The 19,406-nt window shown below is 61.3% G+C and carries 16 protein-coding genes; 12 read left to right on the top strand and 4 right to left on the bottom strand.

Features of this window, described 5'->3' with window-relative positions:
• Positions 1-90: 90 nt before the first annotated feature.
• On the bottom strand, positions 91-1,485 hold the full coding sequence (locus DYL59_RS05885; protein ID WP_135288340.1) for a sensor histidine kinase: 1,395 nt from the start codon (positions 1,483-1,485) through the stop codon (positions 91-93).
• Positions 1,463-2,146, bottom strand: coding sequence for a response regulator transcription factor (locus DYL59_RS05880; RefSeq protein WP_003219726.1), 684 nt, complete (start codon positions 2,144-2,146; stop codon positions 1,463-1,465). The genes DYL59_RS05885 and DYL59_RS05880 overlap by 23 nt, the downstream gene beginning before the upstream one ends.
• A gap of 323 nt (positions 2,147-2,469) precedes the next feature.
• Here DYL59_RS05880 and DYL59_RS05875 point away from each other — a divergent pair, with 323 nt between their 5' ends.
• On the top strand, positions 2,470-3,354 hold the full coding sequence (locus tag DYL59_RS05875; RefSeq protein ID WP_135288339.1) for a hypothetical protein: 885 nt from the start codon (positions 2,470-2,472) through the stop codon (positions 3,352-3,354).
• Positions 3,355-3,440: 86 nt separating this feature from the next.
• Here the strand turns inward: DYL59_RS05875 and DYL59_RS05870 are convergent, their stop codons facing one another.
• Complete coding sequence (locus DYL59_RS05870; protein WP_135288338.1) at positions 3,441-4,667, bottom strand: multidrug effflux MFS transporter; 1,227 nt, start codon at positions 4,665-4,667, stop codon at positions 3,441-3,443.
• Positions 4,668-4,760: 93 nt separating this feature from the next.
• Between DYL59_RS05870 and pdxR the strand changes: the two genes are divergently transcribed.
• Positions 4,761-6,188, top strand: coding sequence for a MocR-like pyridoxine biosynthesis transcription factor PdxR (gene pdxR / locus DYL59_RS05865; protein WP_135288337.1), 1,428 nt, complete (start codon positions 4,761-4,763; stop codon positions 6,186-6,188).
• Between the two features lie 86 nt (positions 6,189-6,274).
• On the opposite strand, the gene DYL59_RS05860 is transcribed toward pdxR, so the two are convergent.
• On the bottom strand, positions 6,275-7,171 hold the full coding sequence (locus tag DYL59_RS05860) for a MurR/RpiR family transcriptional regulator (protein WP_135288336.1): 897 nt from the start codon (positions 7,169-7,171) through the stop codon (positions 6,275-6,277).
• 284 nt (positions 7,172-7,455) lie between these two features.
• On the opposite strand from DYL59_RS05860, the gene DYL59_RS05855 reads away from it, so the two are divergent.
• The 10 genes from DYL59_RS05855 (at position 7,456) to DYL59_RS05810 (ending at position 19,357) form a co-directional block, all read left to right on the top strand.
• A complete protein-coding gene (locus DYL59_RS05855; protein WP_135288335.1) occupies positions 7,456-9,393 on the top strand; it encodes a bifunctional 5-dehydro-2-deoxygluconokinase/5-dehydro-2-deoxyphosphogluconate aldolase in 1,938 nt (645 codons plus the stop codon).
• Between the two features lie 162 nt (positions 9,394-9,555).
• The gene (iolE, locus tag DYL59_RS05850) at positions 9,556-10,449 is read left to right on the top strand and encodes a myo-inosose-2 dehydratase (RefSeq protein ID WP_135288334.1); all 894 of its coding nucleotides are present in this window, start codon (positions 9,556-9,558) and stop codon (positions 10,447-10,449) included.
• Positions 10,446-11,234, top strand: coding sequence for a 5-deoxy-glucuronate isomerase (iolB, locus tag DYL59_RS05845; protein ID WP_135288333.1), 789 nt, complete (start codon positions 10,446-10,448; stop codon positions 11,232-11,234). The genes iolE and iolB overlap by 4 nt, the downstream gene beginning before the upstream one ends.
• Positions 11,235-11,244: 10 nt before the next feature.
• A complete protein-coding gene (gene iolD, locus DYL59_RS05840; RefSeq protein ID WP_135288332.1) occupies positions 11,245-13,176 on the top strand; it encodes a 3D-(3,5/4)-trihydroxycyclohexane-1,2-dione acylhydrolase (decyclizing) in 1,932 nt (643 codons plus the stop codon).
• 19 nt (positions 13,177-13,195) lie between these two features.
• Positions 13,196-14,206: a bifunctional inositol 2-dehydrogenase/D-chiro-inositol 1-dehydrogenase gene (iolG, locus tag DYL59_RS05835; protein WP_135288331.1), complete on the top strand. Its 1,011-nt coding sequence runs from the start codon at positions 13,196-13,198 to the stop codon at positions 14,204-14,206.
• 155 nt (positions 14,207-14,361) lie between these two features.
• Positions 14,362-15,390, top strand: a complete 1,029-nt coding sequence (locus DYL59_RS05830; RefSeq protein WP_135288330.1) for a Gfo/Idh/MocA family protein — start codon at positions 14,362-14,364, stop codon at positions 15,388-15,390.
• A 128-nt stretch (positions 15,391-15,518) separates the two neighbouring features.
• Positions 15,519-15,704, top strand: coding sequence for a hypothetical protein (locus DYL59_RS05825; protein ID WP_135288329.1), 186 nt, complete (start codon positions 15,519-15,521; stop codon positions 15,702-15,704).
• A 49-nt stretch (positions 15,705-15,753) separates the two neighbouring features.
• Complete coding sequence (locus tag DYL59_RS05820) at positions 15,754-16,689, top strand: sugar ABC transporter substrate-binding protein (protein WP_135288328.1); 936 nt, start codon at positions 15,754-15,756, stop codon at positions 16,687-16,689.
• Positions 16,690-16,753: 64 nt separating this feature from the next.
• Positions 16,754-18,307, top strand: a complete 1,554-nt coding sequence (locus DYL59_RS05815; protein ID WP_135288344.1) for a sugar ABC transporter ATP-binding protein — start codon at positions 16,754-16,756, stop codon at positions 18,305-18,307.
• Positions 18,308-18,334: 27 nt separating this feature from the next.
• Entirely contained in the window at positions 18,335-19,357 is a 1,023-nt protein-coding gene (locus tag DYL59_RS05810) for an ABC transporter permease (RefSeq protein ID WP_135288327.1), read from the top strand.
• The last annotated feature ends 49 nt before the right edge of the window (positions 19,358-19,406 follow it).

The following is a 19,406-nucleotide window of genomic DNA, read 5'->3' as shown; positions in this document are numbered from 1 at the left end:
CGCGAATGCGGTGGGTCAGTCAACCTATCTGTTGCTGACAGACCGCATTCGCGAGCAAGCCCGCTCCCACATTTTTGACCGAGTTCTTACTTAGGCCTCGGGCATCAACTGCTGACGACATTCCAGCACCAAGCGTGCACCACCTTGCTCGCTCGTACCCACCTCCAACTTGAACCCATGCAGGTTGATGATCGCCGCCACAATCGACAACCCCAACCCAAACCCGCCTTGTTGGTCGCTTTCATCCACGCGATAAAAGCGCTGGAACACTGCATCACGCTCAGCAGCGGGAATACCTGGGCCGGAGTCGTGCACTTCGAGGCGCGTGCTACCGGCATCGTTGACGCCACGCAAGATCACCACGCCCCCCGGTGGGGAGAACTTGATCGAGTTGCTCAGCAGGTTGGCCAGGGCTTCGAACAGCAGGGCCCGGTCGCCGGTGATCCACGGCAAGGATTCCGGTGCTTCGAGTACCAGTTGCAGCTCGCCTTCCTCGGCCAGGGGCAGGTAGAAGTCGTGCAGTTCGCGCAACAGCGGCAACGGGTCCATCACCAAAAAACCTGAACGGCGCTGGTGGTCTTCCAGTTCCGAGATGCGCAACAGCCCGCGAAAACGCGCCATCAGCGTGTCGGTTTCGGCAATCGCGTCATCGAGTTTCTCCGCATAGCCCGAATCCGCTTCAGCCTCTTGGCGGATGCGATACAACTGCGCCCGCAGTCGCGTCAGCGGCGTGCGCAAGTCGTGGGCGATGTTGTCGCAGACGCCCTTGACCTCGTTCATCAGCTTCTCGATACGGTCGAGCATGGCGTTGACGATGGCCGCGAGCATGTCCAGTTCGTCGCGTCGGTTCGACAGCGGCAGGCGATGGGTCAGGTCGCCAGCGACGATGGCTTCGGCGCTGGCCTGGATCCCGCGGATCCGTCGCAACGGACGGCGGCGCAACAAATGCCAGCCGGCGGCGCCGGGGATGATGGTCAACGACAACGCCCACAACAGTGCGTGCCAGATGATCCGGGTCACGCCGAACAGCGAGCCGTTGGCGCGCACCAGCACCAGCCAGCGGCCGTCGTCGGTGTGGGTGGCCACGGCGTCGCAGCTGTCTTTAGGCAGCTTGGGGTCGTCGGAGTCAACGCAGTTGGCCAGGGCGTGGATCTTGCCGTCCAGGGGCAGATCCTGCGGAATGGCACGAATCGGTCCGCTCAGGGGCTTGAATTGCTCGTCGAACAGGCCGTAGGCGTCCACGCCCTTCATGTCGAAGGTCATGCTGGTGGTCAGCGCCTCCACCAGTTCCTCGCCGTCAAAGCGCTGGAAAAGGTGCTGGCGCTGCATCAAGGAGTGGCGCGAGAGGTCGCCCAGGTACCCGGACACCTCGTAGTAGAGCACCCCCATCAGGATGCAGCTCCACGCCACGAACAACGAACTGTACAACGCCAGCAAACGGCTACTGGACGAGCGCCAGCCCTTAGAGGGGTTCAGCAATGACATAACCGGAACCTCGTACCGTGCGGATCAGCGGCGTGAGGCCCGGTGGATCGATTTTCTTGCGCAGGCGGCCGATGTGCACGTCGATCAGGTTGGTGCCAGGGTCGAAGTGATAACCCCAGACTTCCTCGAAGATCATCATCCGCGACAGGATCTGCCCGGTGTTGCGCATCAAGAATTCCAGCAGCTTGTATTCGGTGGGCAACAGGCTCAGGGGTTGTTCGGCACGGCTGGCTTCGCGGCTGATCAGGTTCAGTTCCAGGTCGGCCACGCGCAGGGCGGTTTCGAATTCCTTGACCGTGCTTTTACGCCGCAGCAGCACTTCCACGCGGGCGGCCATTTCATCGGAGGCGAAGGGTTTGGTGAGGTAATCGTCGCCGCCCGCGCGCAGGCCGCGTACGCGTTCATCCACGTCGGAGAGGGCGCTGATCATCAGGATCGGCGTAGATACGCCGATGGTGCGCAGGGTGGTAACGATGGCCAGGCCATCGAGTTCCGGGAGCATGCGGTCGAGGGTGATCAGGTCGTAGTCGCCACTGACGGCACGGACCAGGCCTTCGCGGCCGTTGTCTACCCAGTCTACGTCCAGTCCATGGCTACTCAGCTCGGCGACGATCTCGCGGGCTGTTACGGCGTCATCCTCGATGGTCAAAATGCGGGTCATAGGATTACCTGGTGAGCGATTCACACTAGAAGTGGGGCCATTTTGCCAACAAATGCCTGAACGCTTCCTAAATTAAACTTCATCTTGGCAAAACCAACCGATTCCGTGCGGCTGGCACAGGACAATGTGGGAGGGTTTGACCAAAGGTTGCATAACGCCCGTCTGAGGCGGTCATTTCTTGCAAGTTGCATGGTCCTTGGAAGTTCAAGTTATTTAACTTGTTGAAAACGCTAGATATTTAATTTTCAGGCAACTGGCACGCCGCCTGCACTCTCCCTCCCGAGACTTGTAACATTATTTTTCCTGCCGGGAGCACAACAACAATGATCACATCCTCATCCACGCTGCAAGAGTCGAGCACGCGCTCCGGGGTTTCCTGGGGGGCGATTTTTGCTGGGGCCGCTGCGGCGGCTGCACTGTCGCTGATCCTGGTACTGCTGGGGTTTGGCCTGGGCTTTTCGGCGGTGTCGCCGTGGGCCGACAGCGGTATCAGTGCCAAGGGCCTGGGCATTTCCACGATCATCTGGCTGGCGTTTACCCAAATCGTCGCATCGGGTCTGGGCGGCTACATTGCCGGTCGGTTGCGGGTGAAGTGGGCCCATATGCACGGTGATGAGGTGTATTTTCGCGACACCGCCCATGGCTTCCTGGCCTGGGCCGTGGCGACGCTGGTCACGGCAGTCCTGGTGGTCGGCTCGGTCAGCAGCGTGGTTGGTGGCGGCGTAAAAGCCGGCGCCAGCGTGGTGTCTGGCGCGGCTCAAGCCGCCGGTACTGCGGTAAAAGGGGATGACTTCGGCTACTACGTCGATAGCCTGTTCCGTGACGACCGCCCGGTTGCCGTCAGCGATGACGCGGCCCACGGCGTGGTGGCCCGTATTTTCGCCCGCACCCTCAGCAACGACGGCCAATTGGCGGCCGAGGACCGTGCCTACCTGGCCCAGTTGATCAGCCAGCGCACCAACCTCAGCCAGGCCGATGCCGAAGCGCGTATCGACAAGGTCTACGGCGATGCCCGCAAAGCCCTCGAAGACGCCAAGCTTAAAGCCAAGCAGGCCGCTGACACTGCCGCCAAGGTAGCTGCCTATACCTCGCTGTGGACCTTCATCGCCCTGTTGATCGGTGCGTTCTTTGCCAGCTTCGCTGCAACCTATGGCGGTCGTCGTCGGGATGCGGTGGTGTATGTCGAAACCGAACACTTTGTCCGTTAATTCAAGGAGAACATCATGCGCTCAATTCTGCTTTTCTTCCTCGGCGTACCTATCCCGATCATCATCCTGATTGCCCTGTTCATGCACTAGACACGGTAATTAATGTGGGAGGGGGCTTGCCCCCTCCCACATTGGGTATTGCGTAGGGTCAGCCAAGTCGCCACCAGCAATGCACTGGCAGCTGCGGTCATGATCAGCAGCGGTTGCGCAGTACCATCCGACAACAACCCCGTCGCCCAACTGCTCAGCGCCGTCAAAAACATCTGGGTAAAAAAGAACAACCCCGACGCCGTCCCCGCAATCGCTCCGTAAGGCTGCAACACTGCCAGTTGGCAGGCCGGAATCACCATCCCCACCGATACCATGATCACCACCATCGGCAATACAATCGCCAGCCATTCCCCCGGCCACTCGGTGGTTGCGGCGGCGAGTATCAGGCTGCCCAGCACATTCAAGGCGATAGCCCCTGCAATCAACCGATCCGGCTCAAACCGCAGCACCAGCCTGCGAAATAGATTCGCGCCCAGCATGTACCCGCTGATGGTCGCCGCAAACACCAGTGCATAGGCCGTGGCAGACAGGCCGTAGCCGCGCTGCAGCAACGCCGACGACTCTGCAATGAACGGAAAGTACGTGCTGTACACACAGCCGATGGCCAGGGAATAGCGCAGGAAATACCGGTCCCGCAGCAACTGGCCGTAAATGCGCAGCAGGTTGCTCGGCGGCGCGTCGGCGACGGCTGGCGGGCGGGTTTCTGGTAGGCGGCGATACACCACCCAATACAATCCCGCGCCAATCACCCCCAGTACCACAAACAACCCGCGCCAGTTGATAAACGGCAGCATCAGGCTGCCCAGCACCGGCGCGGCCATCGGCGACACGGCCATGGCCATCGAGATCAACCCCAGCAGGCGTGCCTGTTCGTGGCGGTCGAAGTAATCACGCACGATCACCCGGCCGATCACCGTGGTGCAGCAGCCGCCTAATGCTTGGAACAGCCGGGCGATGATCAGCATCCCGATGCTGCCCGCCAGGGCGCAGGCCACCGTCGCCGCGACATACAGCAGCAGCCCGCTCAACAGCACCGGGCGCCGGCCGAATCGGTCGGTGAGCGGCCCGGCGACCAGCAGGGAAATGGCGGAGCCGAGGGTGTAGAGCGTGAGTGTCAGTTGCAGTTGACTGTCACTGGTCTGGAAGTAGTCGGCCATGGACGGCAGGGCGGGCAGGTGCATGTCCAGGGTGATGCGCGGCAAGGCGATCAGCACGGTCAGCAGCACCAGCCAGAACCCGGTGGAAAGGGCGCGTTGGGTCATGGGAAGTGTCTTGGCAAGGAGTAGGGCTCGAACTCTAGCGGCTTTGTGGTTTAATCCTCAGGGCCACTTGGGGCATAAAGGACTGGACCACTTATGAGTCGAGGAAAAGCCGCATCTGCCCTGGACCTGCCGCGCCCAGACAACCTGGACGCGGACAAACAGCAGGGCGCCTATGAAGCCCTGCGTGCAGCCATCCTCAATCGGCAGTTGCCGGCGGGCAGTCGTTTGCCGTCTACCCGCAGCCTCGCCGAGCGTTGGTGGGTGTCCCGTGGCACCCTGGAAGCGGCGTTTGACCGCCTGCACAGCGAGGGTTATGTGCAGCGGGTAGCCGGTTCCGGCACGCGGGTATGCGCGGTGATCCCCGAGCAATTCATCGCTGCCCCGACCGCCCCGGCCATGGTGCGCCGCCCGCTGGAGCCAGACCGGCCCGCAGTGGGTGTACAAAGCCATGTCCCCTTTGTGGCGCGCCGCCCGGATGCCAGTTTGTTTGACCTGAAAGCCTGGGCGCGCTGCATTTCCCGTGGGTTGCTGGCGGCGGGGCCGGGGGTGCTGGAGGCCACCCATCCCGCCGGGTTGCCGGCCTTGCGCGAGCAGATCGCCGATTACCTGCGCAGCTATCGCGGCATGCACTGCGAGGCCGACGAGGTGATTGTCACCACCGGTATTCGCCATGCCCTCGACCTGATCGCACGTACCTTGATCAAGCCCGGCGACATGGCCTGTGTCGAAGACCCTGGCTATCCACCGGCACGCCGTCTGTTCAACCTGGCCGGTGCGCATATCCACGCAATGGCTGTCACCGCCGAAGGCCTCGACACTGGCCAACTCCCCGCCACGGCACGCCTGGCCTACGTCACCCCGGCCCACCAGGCGCCACTGGGCATGACCCTGTCGGTATCGCGCCGCCTGGCGCTGTTGGACTGGGCGGCCCGCGCCGATGCCTGGGTGGTGGAGGATGACTACGACAGCGAATACAACTACAACACCGCGCCCCTGGCCGCGCTTAAATCCCTGGATAACGCCGACCGGGTGATCTACTGCGGCAGCTTCAACAAGAACCTGTTCCCTGGGTTGCGCGTAGGCTTCATGGTGGTGCCCAAGGCGTTGCGCCGCTCGTTGCTGCGCACGTTGCAACTCACCGGGCATTCGGTGGGGGCTACGGACCAGTTGGGATTGGTGGAGTTGTTGGGCAGCGGCGCCTTTGTGCGGCATTTGCGCGCTTCACGCCAGGCGTATCAGGCGCGGCGCGATGAGCTACTTGCGTGCTTGCCGGGTTGTACCGTCAGTGGCCAGCAGGCGGGGTTGCACTTTGTGTTGTGGTTGCCGGCGGGGACCGATGAGACCGGGTTTTGCGAGCGCGCTGCCGCTGTTGGGCTGACGCTGCAAGCGTTGGGTAAGTTCTGCCATAAGGTGGCGTTACCGCCAGCGGTCATCATCGGCTACACCGCACTGACCCTGGCACAAATTCGATTTCATGGTCGTGCGCTGTTCAAAATGTGGGAGGGGGCTTGCTCCCGATAGCGGAGGATCAGATAACAACTCATTGCCTGACACACCGCTATCGGAAGCAAGCCCCCTCCCACATTTGATCTGTGTCGCTGCAACGATCAGTCATCAAACCCAACCTGCTCATGAATCTCATCCACCTTCAATTCCAAGCGATACGCCACCGCAATAAACAACGCCTGGCACAGGCACAAGGTGGCGCTCAACGAGCGAAACGCAAACGATGAGCCCTCATTCACCAACAGCACCGCATTGGCCCGCTTGGCCAGGGGCGACAGGTTGCTGTCGGTGATGATCAGCGTCTTGGCCTGATGGTGCTGGGCAATGCGCAGGCAGTGCTGGGTCTCTTTACCGTAGGGCGTGAAGCTGATGGCGATCACCAGGTCGTTGGCACGCACGCTGCGCATCTGCTCGCGGTAGCTGCCGCCCAGGCCTGAGATCAGGTGGATGCGCTTGTTGGTGTGCTGCAGGTTGTAGACCAGGTAGTCCGCCACTGCAAAGGAGCGGCGCACACCGACCACGTAGATATTGTCGGCATTGACCACCAGGTCCACGGCCTTGTCGAAGGCCACGTCGTCCAGTTCCAACCCCAGGCGCTCGATGCCCGACAACGTGGCATTCACACACTCACGCGCCAGGTCGCCGCCACTGGCTTTTTGCGACTTGTTGGCGATCATGCTGCGGATGCGCTGCTGGTAGTTCTGGACCGGGGTGGTCTTGTGGGTATAGGCCTCGCGAAACAGCGCCTGCATCTCACTGAACCCGCTGAAGCCGAAACGCTGGGAGAACCGCACGATGGCCGAGGGGTGCACTTCGCATTCGCGGGCGATGTCGCTGATGCGGTCGACCATGATGCGGTCGCTCTGTTGGCTCATGTAGCTGGCGATGCGCTTGAGCTGGCGGGGCAGGCTTTCGTATTCGTCGGTGATCAGCTGCAACAGGCGCTCGGCATTGATCGGCGGGCTGGCGAGAGCGTCTTGTGAAGGGGTCTCGGACATGGGCAATCCTTCTGTCTTGTTCGTCTGTTGCGCTGATGGGTGGCGCAAGTCTACAGGGTAGGCGCAAAAAAATACCCCGGCATCACGGCCCGCGTGGCCTGCTGAAACGATGCACGGCGGCTGGTGTGCCCCTATGCTGACGTATTGGAAAAAATATTCCACTAAAAATAATTATGGAATAAATATTGATTGCCGCCGCCGGACGTTCTAGTCTGCACCCACCAAGAGCGTTTGCCGTCCCCACGACGGTACAGCGCAGGCTGATAAAAATAACAGGAGCCAGCATGGGCCAGACTCGTTTTGCCAGTGGGCGTCAATTGGATCTGATTTGCCTCGGGCGCCTGGGCGTCGACCTCTATGCGCAGCAAGTCGGTGCGCGGCTTGAGGACGTGTCCAGTTTTGCCAAATACCTCGGCGGTTCCTCCGCCAATATCGCGTTCGGCACTGCACGGCTTGGGCTCAAGTCGGCGATGCTGAGCCGGGTAGGAGACGACCATATGGGTCGCTTCCTGGTGGAATCCCTGGCCCGCGAAGGCTGCGATGTCAGCGGCATCAAGGTCGACCCGGAGCGCCTCACCGCCCTGGTGTTGCTGGGGCTCAAGGACCGCGAAACCTTCCCTCTGGTGTTCTACCGCGAAAACTGCGCCGACATGGCCCTGCGCGCCGAAGACATCAACGAAGCCTTTATCGCCTCCAGCAAAGCCTTGCTGATCACCGGCACTCACTTCTCCACCGACAGCGTGTACAAGGCCAGCATCCAGGCCCTGGACTACGCGGCCAAGCACAATGTGAAACGGGTGCTGGACATCGACTATCGCCCGGTGCTGTGGGGCTTGGCGGGTAAAGCTGATGGCGAAACCCGGTTTGTGGCCGACCAGAACGTGAGCGCCCATGTGCAAAAGATCCTCCCGCGTTTTGACTTGATCGTCGGCACCGAGGAAGAGTTCTTGATCGCCGGTGGCAGCGAAGATTTGCTCACCGCCCTGCGCACCGTGCGTGAACTGACGCCAGCGACCCTGGTGGTCAAGCTCGGCCCGCAAGGCTGCACGGTGATCCATGGCGCCATTCCGGCGCGCCTGGAAGACGGTGCGATCTACCCTGGCGTACGGGTTGAAGTGCTCAACGTACTGGGGGCCGGCGATGCCTTTATGTCGGGCTTCCTCAGCGGCTGGATCAACGATGCCAGCGATGAACGCTGCAGCCAGTTGGCCAACGCCTGCGGTGGCCTGGTGGTCTCCCGCCACGCCTGTGCCCCGGCCATGCCGACCCCGGCTGAACTGGAATACCTGTTCAACAGCCCGGTGCCGATCACAAGGCCAGACCAGGACGTGACCCTGCAACGCCTGCACCGCGTGTCGGTGCCGCGCAAGCAGTGGAAGCAACTGTTCATCTTTGCCTTCGACCATCGCTGGCAATTGGTAGACCTGGCGCAACGCGGCGGCCAGGACACCACGCGCATCAGCGCGGCCAAGCAACTGTTTATCCAGGCCATCGAACGCGTGGAGAAAAAACTTGCCGAGCAAGGCGTTGCCGCCGATGTGGGCCTGCTGGCCGACCAACGCTTCGGCCAGGACGCGCTCAACGCCGCCAGCGGTCGCGGCTGGTGGATCGCCCGCCCGGTGGAAGTGCAGAACTCGCGGCCGTTGGCGTTCGAACATGGCCGCTCGATTGGCAGCAACCTGATCGCCTGGCCCCACGAGCAAATCATCAAGTGCCTGGTGCAATTCCACCCAGACGACGAGCCATTGCTGCGCCTGGAACAGGAAGCCCAGCTCAAGGCGGTATACGAGGCCTCCCTGGTCAGCGGCCATGAACTGCTGCTGGAAGTCATCCCGCCCAAGGATCACCCGTCCACTTACCCGGACGTGCTGTATCGCAGCCTCAAGCGCCTGTACAACCTGGGCATTTACCCGGCGTGGTGGAAGATCGAGGCGCAGTCGGCCGAGGATTGGAAAAAACTCGACGAACTGATCCAGGAGCGCGACCCGTATTGCCGTGGTGTGGTACTGCTGGGCCTGAATGCCTCGGCGGAGTTTTTGGCCGATGGCTTCCAGCAGGCCAGCCAGAGCACCACCTGCCGTGGCTTTGCGGTGGGCCGCACGATCTTCCAGGAACCGAGCCGTGCGTGGCTGGCGGGGGAGATTGATGATGAGACGTTGATTCAGCGGGTTCAGGCGACGTTTGAACAGCTGATCAATGCCTGGCGCAGTGCTCGCGGCTGAACCGTTCCAAATGTGGAATACAGTCAAATGTGGGAGGGGGCTTGCTCCCGATAGCGGTGGCTCAGTTATGGATGTGTTGCCTGACACACCGCCATCGGGAGCAAGCCCCCTCCCACATAAAGCAGATATCAGTGTTAGCTGAAAACAATAAAAGGTGCAGCCATGCCCGCAATCCGAATTGGCATCAACCCGATCTCCTGGAGCAACGACGACCTGCCGGCCCTGGGCGGTGAAACGCCCCTGAGCACCGCGCTCGCCGAAGGCAAGGAGATCGGCTACGAAGGTTTCGAACTCAACGGCAAGTTCCCCAAGGACGCCAAGGGCGTCGGTGATGTGTTGCGTCCCTATGACCTGGCGCTGGTTTCCGGTTGGTATTCCAGCCGCCTGGCTCGGCGTTCGGTGGCCGAAGAGATCGAAGCCATCGCCGGCCACGTCGAACTGCTCAAACAAAACGGCGCCACGGTTCTGGTGTACGGCGAAGTCGCCGATTCCATCCAGGGTTCGCGCATCCGCCTGATCGAACGCCCGCGTTTCCACAGCGAGCAGGCCTGGCAGGACTACGCCGACAAGCTCACCGAACTGGCGCGCTTCACCCTGTCCCAGGGTGTACGCCTGGCGTACCACCACCATATGGGCGCCTATGTCGAATCCCCTGAAGACATCGACCAACTCATGAAGCGCACCGGCCCGGAAGTCGGCCTGCTGTTCGATTCGGGCCACTGCTACATGGGCGGCGGCGAGCCACTTGAAGTGTTGAACAAACACATCAGCCGCGTCTGCCATGTGCACTTCAAGGACGTGCGCAAGCCCGTTGTGCAACTGGCGCGCAACCAGATGTGGAGCTTCCCGGATTGCATCGTCAACGGCACCTTCACCGTGCCCGGCGATGGCGATATCGACTTCGCCGAACTGCTGGATGTGCTGTTGGCCGCCAAATACGAAGGCTGGCTGGTGGTGGAAGCCGAGCAGGACCCGGCTGTGGCGCCTAGCTACGTGTATGCGAAAAAGGGCTACGACACCCTGCGTGCCCTGCTCACCGAGAGGACAAAAGCATGAGCCTGCTGGTCAAGAGCAACAAGCGCGGGCAAACCATGGTCGCGCTGGAAGAAGGGCGCCTGGAATACGTGGGCTTCAAAGCCTACCGCTTGAGCCTGGGGGAAACCCTGCCGGTCAGCGCCGGTGACAAGGAACTGTGCCTGGTGCTGCTCAGCGGCCGGGTGAATATCGAAGGCGAGGGGTTCAACTGGCAGAACCTGGGGGACCGCCAGTCGGTGTTCGAAGACAAGTCCCCCTTCGCCGCCTACCTGCCGCCCGGCACCACGGCCCAGGTCACCGCCTTGAGCGACGTGCAGATCGCCGTGTGCGCTGCGCCTGGTGCCGAAGGCTACGAGCCGCGCCTGATCCGCCCACAAGACTGCAAACGCAGCGTGCGCGGCAAGGGTGCCAACACCCGCTACGTGTGCGACATCCTGCCGGACACCTCGCCGGCCCATTCGCTGTTGGTGGTGGAAGTGCGCACGCCGTCCGGGCATTCGTCCAGCTACCCGCCCCACAAGCACGACACCGACGACCTGCCGCACCAAAGCTTCCTGGAAGAAACCTACTACCACCAGATCAACCCGCCCCAGGGCTTTGTGTTCCAGCGCGTGTATACCGATGACCGCAGTATCGACCAGGCCATGGCCGTGGAAAACAGCGACCTGGTGGTGGTGCCCAAGGGCTATCACCCGGTCAGCGTGCCGTACGGTTACGAGTCCTATTATTTGAACGTGATGGCCGGCCCCAAGCGCGCCTGGCATTTCCACAACGACCCGCAGCACAGCTGGCTACTGGACCTTTAAGGGGCGCGACATGACCACAACCCGACTGACCATGGCCCAGGCCCTGGTGAAGTTCCTGGACAACCAATACATCGAAGTCGATGGCGTACAGAGCAAGTTTGTCGCCGGCGTGTTCACCATTTTCGGCCACGGCAACGTGCTGGGCCTGGGCCAGGCGCTGGAGCAGGATGCCGGTGATTTGGTGGTGCATCAGGGCCGTAACGAGCAGGGCATGGCCCACGCCGCCATCGGTTTTGCCAAGCAGCACCTGCGCCGCAAAATCTACGCATGCACTGCGTCGGTCGGCCCTGGCGCCGCCAATATGCTGACCGCCGCTGCCACGGCCACCGCCAACCGTATCCCGCTGCTGCTGTTGCCCGGCGATGTCTACGCCAGCCGCCAACCGGACCCGGTGCTGCAACAGATCGAGCAGTTCCACGACCTGAGCATCAGCACCAACGACGCCTTCCGCTCCGTGAGCAAGTATTGGGACCGCATCAACCGCCCCGAGCAACTGATGAGCGCTGCGATCCATGCCATGCGCGTACTCACCGACCCTGCCGAAACCGGCGCGGTGACCCTGGCGCTGCCCCAGGATGTGCAGGCCGAGGCGTGGGACTATCCGGATTATTTCCTGCAAAAACGCGTGCACCGTATCGACCGTCGCCCAGCCACCGCCGCGATGATTGGCGATGCACTGGCCGCGTTCCGGGGCAAACGCAAGCCGCTGATCATCTGCGGTGGCGGGGTGAAGTACTCTGGCGCGAATGCCGCACTGCAGGCCTTTGCCGAGCGCTTTGATATTCCCTTCGCGGAAACCCAGGCGGGTAAAAGCGCGGTGGTGTCCAGCCATCCGCTGAACCTGGGTGGCATCGGTGAAACCGGCTGCCTGGCGGCCAACCTGCTGGCGCCGGAAGCGGACCTGATCATCGGTATCGGCACTCGCTATACCGACTTCACCACCTCGTCCAAGTCACTGTTCAAGCACCCGGACGTGACGTTTCTGAACCTCAATGTCAGTGCTGCCGACGTGTTGAAACTCGACGCGGTGCAAGTGTTGGCTGATGCACAAGTGGCCCTGGACGCGCTGGCCGATGCCTTGGGCGATTACCGCTCCGGTTGGGGCGGGCAGATCCAGGATGCTAAGGCGCAGCTGGATGCTGAGGTGGACCGCGTGCATCAGGTGGAATATTCGGGCGACGGCTTTGTGCCTGAGGTCGACGACCACCTGGACCGCGCCGTGCTGCGCGAATTTATCGAACTGACCGGCTCGTGCCTGACCCAAAGCCGCGTGCTGGGTGTGTTGAATCAAACCCTGGCCGATGACGCGATCATCGTCGCCGCCGCCGGCAGCCTGCCTGGCGACTTGCAACGCGCCTGGCGCAGCAAGGGCGTCAACACCTACCACGTCGAGTACGGCTATTCGTGCATGGGCTACGAGATCAACGCCGCCCTTGGCGTGAAACTCGCCGAGCCGAGCAAAGAGGTGTACGCCCTGGTCGGCGATGGCTCCTACATGATGCTGCACTCGGAGCTGGCTACTTCGATTCAAGAGCGGCGCAAGATCAACGTGGTGCTGCTGGACAACATGGCTTTTGGTTGCATCAACAACCTGCAGATCGGCAATGGCATGGACAGCTTCGGCACCGAGTTCCGCTACCGCAACCCCGAGAGCGGCAAGCTCGACGGCGGCCTGGTGCCGGTGGACTTCGCCATGAGTGCAGCGGCCTACGGCTGCAAGACCTACAAGGTCAGCACCGTGGAGCAACTGGAAGCAGCGTTGGCGGATGCACGTACCCAAACGGTTTCGACGCTGATCGATATCAAGGTGCTGCCTAAGACCATGATCCACGGCTACCTGTCCTGGTGGCGGGTGGGGGTGGCGCAAGTATCGACCAGCGAACGCACGAATGCTGCTGCAAAAAAACTCAATGAACACCTGGCCAAGGCCCGGCAGTACTAATAACAAGAGGAGTTTTTGTATGTCGTTGAAGCTTGGAGTCATCGGTACGGGCGCCATTGGCCGGGACCATATCCGTCGTTGCAGCCAGACCTTGCTCAATAGCCAGGTCGTGGCGGTCACCGACATCAACCTTGAGCAAGCCGCCAAGGTGGTTGCCGACCTGAACATCAGCGCCGAGGTGTATGCCGACGGCCACGCGCTGATCAATTCCCCTGAGGTTGAAGCGGTACTGGTCACCTCCTGGGGCCCAAGCCACGAAGAATTTGTGCTCGCCGCCATCGCCGCTGGCAAACCGGTGTTCTGTGAGAAACCCCTGGCCGTCACCGCCGCAGGCTGCCGCAAGATCGTCGATGCCGAGGTGGCCTACGGTAAGCGCCTGGTGCAAGTGGGCTTTATGCGCCCCTATGACGAAGGCTATCGTGCCCTCAAGGCGGTGATCGACAGCGGCCAGATCGGCGAGCCGCTGATGCTGCACTGCGCCCACCGCAACCCCACGGTGGGTGAGAACTACAAGACCGACATGGCGATCACCGACACCCTGATCCACGAGCTGGATGTGCTGCGCTGGTTGCTCAACGACGACTACGTGTCGGTGCAGGTGGTGTTCCCGCGCAAATCCAGCAAGGCGCTGGCGCATTTGCGCGACCCACAGATCGTGCTGCTGGAAACCGCCAAGGGCACGCGTATTGATGTGGAAGTGTTTGTGAACTGCCAGTACGGCTACGACATCCAGTGCGAAGTGGTGGGGGAGACCGGTATTGCCAAGTTGCCGGAGCCTTCGCAAGTGCAACTGCGCAGTGGCGCCAAGCTGTCCAATGCGATTCTGATGGACTGGAAGGACCGGTTTATCGGTGCCTATGACGTGGAATTGCAGGCGTTCATCGACAGCGTGCGCGCCGGGCAAGTGGGTGGGCCGTCGGCGTGGGATGGGTTTGCAGCGGCCGTTGCGGCGGATGCGTGTATCGAAGCCCAGGGCAGTGAGCAGATTGTGAAAGTCAGCTTGCCGGATCGCCCACGCTTTTACGGCTGACCCACAATCTCAAGTTGAAATGCAGTCAATGTGGGAGGGGGCTTGCCCCCGATAGCGGTGTGTCAGATACAGATTTTTGGCTGACACACTGCAATCGGGGGCAAGCCCCCTCCCACAATTTGATTGGGTTTGCAGTTCAAGTTAGGAGTGTATGTATGCGAATCGGACTAGTCGGCTACGGCCACGGAGGGCGCTTTTTTCATGCGCCGCTGATTGCAACCTTGCCCGGCGCCACGTTTGTTGGCGTCGTCACCCGTTCACCCGAACGCCGAAAACAACTGAACACCGACCACCCAGGCGTTAAAGCCTTCGACTCCATTGGCCAAATCGTTGAAGCCGGTGTCGATGCCCTGGTCATCTCCACCACCCTCAAAGGCCGCCCGGCCCTGGTGCTGGAAGCCATCGAACACGGTGTGGCCGTGGTCAGCGACAAACCCTTCGCCGCCAATGCCGAACAGGCCCAGGCACTGATCACCGCCGCCGAACGCCACGAAGTGCCGCTCAGCGTCTATCAGAACCGCCGTTGGGACTCGGACTACCTGACCCTGCGCAAACTCATAGACGCCGGTGCCCTGGGCACCATCACCCGGTTTGAATCCCGGGTGGAACGCTACACGCCAGACGCCGTGGGCAATGCCCGCGGCGGCGGTTGGCTGAGGGACTTGGGCAGCCATCTGGTGGACCAGGCGCTGCAACTGTTTGGCCCGGTGGATCGGGTGTTCGCGCAATTGCAGTTCAGCCCCGAACATCCCACCCTCGACCACGGCTTCTTTGTCTCCTTGACCCACGCCAGCGGCGTGATCTCCCACCTGTGGGGCAATGCGCTGCAGAACAGCCAGGCGCCGCGTTTTCGTGTGAGTGGCACCTCGGGGTGCTACACCGTCGATGGCCTGGATGGCCAGGAAGAGGCACTGATGGCCGGCAAGTCGCCCAAAACCGAAGGCGAGCATTGGGGCGCCGAAGAGCACCGACGCTGGGGCTGGTTCGAGCAAGGCCCGGAGCGCGAGCGTGTGCCGTCGGAGAAAGGCTGCTGGACCCAGTTCTATCGCCAGTTGCAAGACGCTGTGCAAGGGCAGGGCGCGCTGCCGGTGGACGCCTATGACGCGCTGGAAACCACCCGTATATTGGACGCCGCACGCCTGAGCGCCGAGCGCCAGCAGGTGGTTTCAACAAAAATAGAATAAAATTCTAAAAGATGTTGATATGGAAATTATTTTCCAATAAAGTCTTTTCCAGGTTGCAATAAGTACGTTCGGGCTCGACCCGCACGACTCAAACAAAAACAAGATCAAAAACAACCAGGTACCGTCAGATGAAAATCTTCAACGCTGTACTGCGAGTTTTACGCCCCACTCAAGCGCCCCGCGGCCTGCCCCGCGCCCGGCCGTTCTACTTCTCCTTCCTCAATGTGCTGTGCGTCGAAAACAAAGGCGCGCTGGTCTGCTGCATCCCTGGCGCACCTGTCGTCCGGTTGCCCCAATCGCAAGGCCCGCTCTGATCAACGCAACGTCCAACAAAACCAACAAGAAAGTGGAGACAGACCGTTCATGAAGACCCCGATCCGTTTTACCGCCCTGGCTTTGTCCATGCTGCTGGCCAGTGCTGCTGCGATGGCGGCCGACCTGAAAGTCGGCGTGACCTTTTCCAGTTTTGATGACAACTATCTGACCAGCGTTCGCGGCTACATGGAGCAGCACGTCAAGTCGCTGCCCAAGGGCGATGGCGTGCAGCTGCAGTTCGAAGACGCTCGCGCCGATGTGGTCAAGCAACTGAGTCAGGTCGAGAGTTTCATCAGCCAGAAGGTCGATGCCATTATCGTCACGCCGGTGGATACCGCTTCCACCGCGCGCATCAGCAAGGCCGCTACGGAAGCCGGCATCCCGCTGGTCTACGTCAATCGCCGGCCAGACCAGAAGGACCTGCCAAAGGGTGTAGCGGCAGTGACCTCCGACGATGAAGAGGCCGGCCGGTTGCAGATGCAGTACATCGCCGAAAAAATGGGCGGCAAGGGCAATATCGTGATTCTGCTGGGTGACCTGGCGAACAACTCCACGACTAACCGTACCAAGGGCATCAAGGATGTCCTGAAAAAATACCCCGATATCAAGATCGAGCAGGAACAGACTGGCATCTGGCTGCGCGACCGCGGCATGACCTTGACCAACGACTGGCTGACCCAGGGCCGCGAGTTCAATGCCGTGCTCTCCAACAACGACGAAATGGCGATTGGCGCGGCCATGGCCCTCAAGTCGGCCGGGACCAAGCCGGGCAGCGTGTTGATTGCGGGTGTGGACGGCACGCGCGATGGCCTGAACGCGATTGAAAAGGGCGAGATGACCGTGTCGGTGTTCCAGGACGCCAAGGGGCAGGGTGTCGGCTCGGTGGATGCGGCACGCCAGTTGGCCAAGGGCGAGACGATCGAGCAGAACATCGTCATCCCGTTCCAGCTGATCACGCCTGAAAACGTCAAAGACTTCAAATAGCCTGACATAACAACAATAAGCCGGCAGGGCGGTCATGGCCGCCCTGCAGATGGAGTACTTCCCTATGCTTGCGCAAGCCACTACCTCGCCGCCTCCCGGTATCCAGCCTGTCGAACTGGAAGACCCCTACCTGTTGGAAATCAGCAACATCAGCAAAGGCTTTCCCGGCGTCGTGGCCCTGTCCGATGTGCAGCTGCGGGTGCGCCCCGGCACGGTGCTGGCGCTGATGGGCGAGAACGGTGCGGGCAAGTCGACGTTGATGAAAATCATCGCCGGCATCTACCAGCCCGACGCCGGTGAGATTCGCCTGCGCGGCAAGCCGATTGTGTTCGAAACGCCCCTGGCGGCCCAGAAGGCCGGGATCGCGATGATCCACCAGGAACTGAACCTGATGCCCCACATGAGCATCGCCGAGAATATCTGGATCGGCCGCGAGCAGCTCAACGGCCTGCACATGGTCAACCACCGCGAGATGCATCGCTGCACCGCAGAGTTACTGGCGCGTCTGCGCATCAACCTCGACCCCGAAGAGCATGTGGGCAACCTGAGCATCGCCGAGCGGCAGATGGTCGAGATTGCCAAGGCGGTGTCCTACGACTCCGACATCCTGATCATGGATGAGCCGACATCGGCCATTACCGACAAGGAAGTGGCCCATCTGTTTTCGATCATTGCCGACCTCAAGTCCCAGGGCAAAGGCATCGTCTACATCACGCACAAAATGAACGAAGTGTTCGCCATCGCCGACGAAGTGGCGGTGTTTCGCGACGGCCACTACATCGGCCTGCAACGCGCCGACAGCATGAACAGCGACAGCCTGATCTCGATGATGGTCGGCCGCGAGCTCAGCCAGTTGTTCCCGGTGCGCGAGACGCCTATCGGTGACCTGCTGCTCTCAGTGCGCGACTTGACCCTGGACGGCGTGTTCAAGGACGTGTCCTTCGACCTGCATGCCGGTGAGATCCTGGGCATCGCCGGGTTGATGGGTTCGGGGCGCACCAACGTGGCCGAAACCATTTTTGGCATCACCCCCAGCAGCAGTGGCCAGATCAGCCTGGATGGCAAAGCGGTGCGCATCAGCGACCCGCACATGGCCATCGAAAAGGGCTTTGCGCTGTTGACCGAGGACCGCAAGCTCAGTGGCCTGTTCCCCTGCCTGTCGGTGCTGGAAAACATGGAGATGGCCGTGTTGCCGCATTACACCGGCAATGGCTTTATCCAGCAGAAAGCCCTGCGCGCCTTGTGCGAGGACATGTGCAAGAAACTGCGGGTGAAAACCCCGTCCCTTGAGCAGTGCATCGACACCTTGTCCGGCGGCAATCAGCAGAAAGCCCTGCTGGCGCGCTGGCTGATGACCAACCCGCGCTTGCTGATTCTCGACGAGCCCACCCGTGGCATCGATGTGGGCGCCAAGGCCGAGATCTACCGCTTGATCTCCTTCCTCGCCAGCGAAGGCATGGCGGTGATCATGATTTCCTCGGAGCTGCCCGAAGTGCTGGGCATGAGCGACCGGGTGATGGTGATGCACGAAGGCGAATTGATGGGCACCCTGGACCGCGATGAGGCGACCCAGGAAAAAGTCATGCAGTTGGCTTCCGGTATGACGGCAGTTCACTGACGTACAGAATAAAAAAGGTGATGGGCTATGAACGCAATAACGGATAACAAACCGGCCGTGGCGCCAACCAAAAGCCGTCGGCGCATGCCGACCGAGCTGAGCATCTTCCTGGTGCTGATTGGCATCGGCCTGGTGTTCGAGTTGTTTGGCTGGATCGTGCGGGACCAAAGCTTCTTGATGAACTCCCAGCGCCTGGTGCTGATGATTTTGCAGGTGTCGATCATCGGCCTGCTGGCCATCGGTGTGACCCAGGTGATCATCACCACGGGTATCGATTTGTCCTCGGGTTCGGTGCTAGCGCTTTCGGCGATGATTGCTGCCAGTTTGGCGCAGACATCTGACTTTTCACGGGCCGTGTTTCCAAGCCTGACCGACTTGCCGGTGTGGATCCCGGTGGCGATGGGGCTGGGCGTGGGGCTGCTGGCGGGGGCGATCAACGGCAGCATCATTGCCGTCACCGGTATCCCGCCGTTCATTGCGACCCTGGGCATGATGGTCTCGGCCCGTGGCCTGGCGCGTTACTACACCGAAGGCCAGCCGGTGAGCATGCTCTCGGATTCGTACACGGCCATCGGCCATGGTGCGATGCCGGTGATCATCTTCCTGGTGGTGGCGGTGATCTTCCATATCGCCCTGCGCTACACCAAGTACGGCAAGTACACCTACGCCATCGGCGGCAACATGCAGGCGGCGCGCACTTCGGGGATCAACGTCAAGCGCCACTTGATCATTGTCTACAGCATCGCCGGTTTGCTCGCAGGCCTGGCCGGTGTAGTGGCCTCGGCACGCGCTGCCACCGGCCAGGCGGGCATGGGCATGTCCTATGAGCTGGATGCGATTGCTGCGGCGGTGATTGGCGGTACCAGCCTGGCGGGCGGGGTAGGGCGTATCACCGGCACCGTGATCGGCGCGTTGATCCTGGGCGTGATGGCCAGCGGGTTTACCTTTGTCGGGGTGGACGCGTATATCCAGGACATCATCAAGGGCCTGATTATCGTAGTGGCCGTGGTGATCGACCAATACCGCAACAAGCGCAAACTCAAACGCTGACCTGGAGTGCGGGCTTGCCCTGTTGCCAATCAATCAGGCGCAGCAAGCC

Source organism: Pseudomonas kairouanensis, from assembly GCF_004682055.1.
Lineage (GTDB): Bacteria > Pseudomonadota > Gammaproteobacteria > Pseudomonadales > Pseudomonadaceae > Aquipseudomonas > Aquipseudomonas kairouanensis.
The sequence above is the reverse complement of the archived record's forward strand: the minus strand, read 5'-3'. Positions and strand labels throughout refer to the sequence as shown.